The organism is Ignavibacteria bacterium (genome assembly GCA_016873845.1).
Taxonomy (GTDB): Bacteria; Bacteroidota; Ignavibacteria; order Ch128b; family Ch128b; genus JAHJVF01.
The window spans coordinates 1-4,075 of sequence record VGVX01000121.1; the positions used below are offsets into that span (position 1 = coordinate 1).

Consider the following 4,075-nt stretch of genomic DNA (forward strand, 5'->3'; position numbering starts at 1 on the left):
TTAATGCCGCTCGGCGATGTCCATGGTAAACACGTGGTTACAATCGAAGGTTTGAACAGCGACGAACTGTCTCCAATTCAAAGTGCTTTTGTCGATGAAGGGGGAACTCAATGCGGATTTTGTACACCTGGATTTATAGTTTCCTTGACAGGTTATTTCTTAATTAATCAAAACTACAATGCTCTTGATGCAATAGATTCAATGAACGGAAATATATGCCGATGCACAGGATATTCAGGAATTAAACGTGCCGCCGAACGAGCTGCAGCAAGTTTCGATTCAATTCAAAATGGCGATTACAAATTTGATAACTTGATTACCGCACAAATAATTCCCAATTATTTCAGCGGAATAAAAAAAAGACTCATAGACCTAAATAAAAAGCTGAGATCAGAAATTGTTGGCAAAAGCAATGATCAATTCGAATTTTTGATTTCAGGCGGAACAGATCTTTACGTTCAAAAGTGGGAGTCGCTCATAAATTCGCAAGTTAATTTGATCTCATCCTATAAAAAACTTTCGTTTGTAGAAGAAGTTAATGGAGAAATTCATATTGGAAGCACAACAACAATTGCCGAACTTGAGCAGTCACAATTAATGAAGAAATATTTCCCAGAGTTTCCAAATTACTTAATACTATTTGGTTCGATTCCGATTCGTAATCGTGCAACTGTTGGTGGGAACATTGTAAATGCTTCTCCAATTGGTGATATGACAAATATTTTGCTTGCACTTGATTCGAATGTCCACATCACAAATGGAAAATCTGAAAGACAAGTTCCATTAAAAAATTTTTTCAAAGGATATAAAACTCTTGACCTCGATAAAAACGAGCTGGTTGAATATTTTAGTTTTCAAATTCCCGAGAAAAATTCCCGATTCAATTTTGAAAAAGTTTCTAAACGAACGTACCTCGATATAGCAAGTGTAAATTCATCTATGTATATCGAAGTCAATGGCGAACAAATAACTGAAATCCATCTTTCCGCTGGAGGCGTTGCGCCAATACCAATGTATTTAGCAAAAACTAGAAATTATTTATTAGGCAAGTCTATTTCAGAAAATGTTGTTGCCGAAGCAGGAGAAATTGCTGTGAGTGAAATCTCTCCAATTAGCGATGCACGCGGCAGTGCCGAATATAAGAGTCTGCTATTGCGTCAATTGATATTTGCACATTTTTTCAAATTGTTTCCGGAAAACAAAATTTTTGAAATTAGTTATTAGTCTATTAGCAATGTCATTATTTCAAAATAAATATCGAATCGGATCCACAAGATTACCTGAGTATGATTATTCTAATCCTGGATGGTATTATGTTACAATTTGTACAAAAAACAAAGAAGGCTTTTTTGGCGAAGTGAAAAATGACAAGATGATTTTGAACGAATTGGGAATAATTGTAGAACGAGAATGGTTAAAAACCAAAGAGATCAGAAAAAATGTTGAGCTGGATTATTATGTTATAATGCCAAACCATATTCATGGGATTATTATTTTAGACGATAATGTAGAGACACGCCGCGGCGTGTCTCTACAATTAAAATTTAAGAACAAATTTTCAAATCCGATAAAAAATTCTTTGTCGATAATAATTAATCAATTCAAAGGCTCCGTAAAAAGATGGTGTAATAAAAATGGATTTTCATATTTTCATTGGCAGCCTCGATTTCATGAACATATTATTCGAAATGATAAATCTTTGTATGAAATTAGAAAATATATGATCAATAATCCGCTTAAATGGTCAATTGATTTAGAAAATCCGAATAGAAATTGAAAAAGTTTATATGAAAAACATTGATTCAATAAAACATGTTCGCGGCGAATCGCAATTTGTTGACGATGTTTTAACTCCAGATGGCCTTCTGCATGGCTATGTTTTTTACTCACCTATCGCACATGGAAAAATTCTAAACATCGATTTATCTGAAGCATTAAAATCCGAAGGTGTTTCAGCAATTTTTACTGCGAAAGATATTCCTGGCGAAAATCAAATCGGCGGAATTGTTTACGACGAGAATCTCTTCGCTGAAGATGAAGTCCATTTCATCGGTCATCCAATTGCATTTGTTGTCGGAGAGACAGAGCTCAAAGCAAAAGAAGCATCTAAAAAAATCAAATGCGAATTCGAAGAACTTAAACCAATCCTTAACCCACGAGAAGCATTCGAAAAAGGAAAACTTATAATTCCACCAAAAGTATTTTCGACCGGAAATATAGAAGATGCTTGGGGTAAATGTGACTATATAATTGAAGACACAGTTGAATCCGGTGGACAAGAACATATTTACCTCGAAACACAAGGAGCTTTCTCTTATCCGATTGAACGAGGTGGAATTAAGATAATTTCGGCAACTCAAAATCCAACTGCGGTTCAGCGAACTGCCGCACGCGTGCTCGGAATTTCAATGCATAAAGTTGAAGTGGATGTGTTAAGATTAGGCGGCGGATTTGGCGGAAAGGAAGATCAAGCTACAGCCTGGGCGGTTATGACGGCACTCGCTGCAATGAAATTAAATCGTCCCGTGAAATTAATTCTTCCACGTCAGGAAGATATTAGATTAACTGGCAAGCGTCATCCGTATTCTTCTGATTTTAAAATTGGATTAACAAAAGAGGGAAAGATCCTCGCTTACGAAGTTACTTTCTACCAAAATGCCGGTGCGGCTGCGGATCTATCCCCGGCCATTTTAGAAAGAACTCTTTTTCACTGTACGAACAGCTATTACATTCCAAATGTAAAAGCGACAGCTTACAGCTGCAAAACTAATTTAGCTCCTTTCACAGCATTTAGAGGATTTGGCGGCCCGCAGGGAATGTTTGTTATTGAATCAGCTATTTATAAAGCTGCACAAGTGATGGGAGTTGAACCTTCTTTTATCCAGAAAAAAAACTTACTTAACGAGGGAGATGAATTCCCATATGGACAGAGAGCCGAGAACTGTCGAGCCAAAAGATGTTATGAAGAAGCTGTTAAAAAATATCAAGTGGAATCTGTTAAAAATAAAATTGGTGAATTCAACAGAGAGAATAAATTCATCAAAAAGGGTTCAGCTCTCATGCCGGTATGCTTTGGTATTTCATTCACCTCAACGTTTTTGAACCAAGCAAGTGCACTCGTTCATGTTTATACAGATGGAAGCGTAAGCGTAAGCACAGCCGCAGTCGAGATGGGACAAGGAGTAAATGCTAAACTTCATTCGATTGCTGCTAAAATGTTTTCAATTGATCCGATGCGAGTGAAAGTCGAATCAACAAACACTTCTCGAATTGCAAATACATCACCAACCGCTGCAAGCAAGGGCGCCGATCTTAATGGTTTTGCAACAATGGAAGCTTGCAATTTGATTCTGAAAAGATTACAAAAATCTGCAGCAGAAGAACTTGGATTTTCTGATGAGAAAAAAATTTCAATTCAAAATGAGTTTGTTTTTTACGATAATAAAAAAACCGAGTTAACCTGGGAAAAACTTGTCAGCTCAACTTATATGAAAAGAATCAGCCTTTCTGCTCATGCGCATCATGCCACGCCTGGGGTTTTTTTCGATAGAGAAAAATCAAAGGGGAATCCTTTTGCTTATCACGTTTATGGAACAGCGTTAATTGAAGTAACACTCGATTGTCTGCGTGGAATTTATGAAATCGATTCGGTGAAAGTCGTTCACGATTTCGGCGAAAGTTTGAATCCCGTCATCGACCGCGGACAGGCCGAAGGTGCAATTGCACAAGGTATTGGCTGGATGACATGTGAAGAGCTTTTATGGGATGATAAGGGTAAGCTTTTAACTGATGCACTTTCAACATACAAAGTTCCTGATATTCACGGTGCGCCGAAAGATATTCAAATTCATTTTCTTGAAGATGCGCCGAATCCTTACGGACCGTTTAAATCAAAAGCAATTGGCGAACCGCCGTTCATGTACGGCATTGGTGTTTTCTTTGCGCTAATGAATGCGATGAGATCATTTAACCCAGAAATTGATGTTGAGCTTAAATCTCCATTAACTCCAGAAAGAGTTTTACTTTCACTTTATAAGCCAGAGAAAGCTATTAATAAATCTGTTTCCGAAACCCC

Annotated in this window: 3 protein-coding genes; all 3 read left to right on the plus strand. The window is 37.1% G+C overall.

Annotated elements, in window-relative coordinates; genetic code table 11:
- A partial coding sequence (locus FJ213_12980) for a (2Fe-2S)-binding protein (GenBank protein ID MBM4177064.1) occupies positions 1-1,224 on the plus strand: 1,224 nt, incomplete at its 5' end.
- The gene (locus tag FJ213_12985) at positions 1,169-1,777 is read left to right on the plus strand and encodes a transposase (GenBank protein ID MBM4177065.1); all 609 of its coding nucleotides are present in this window, start codon (positions 1,169-1,171) and stop codon (positions 1,775-1,777) included. The genes FJ213_12980 and FJ213_12985, both read left to right, overlap by 56 nt.
- Before the next feature lie 10 nt (positions 1,778-1,787).
- The coding region (locus tag FJ213_12990) for a xanthine dehydrogenase (GenBank protein ID MBM4177066.1) at positions 1,788-4,075 on the plus strand (2,288 nt) is incomplete at its 3' end.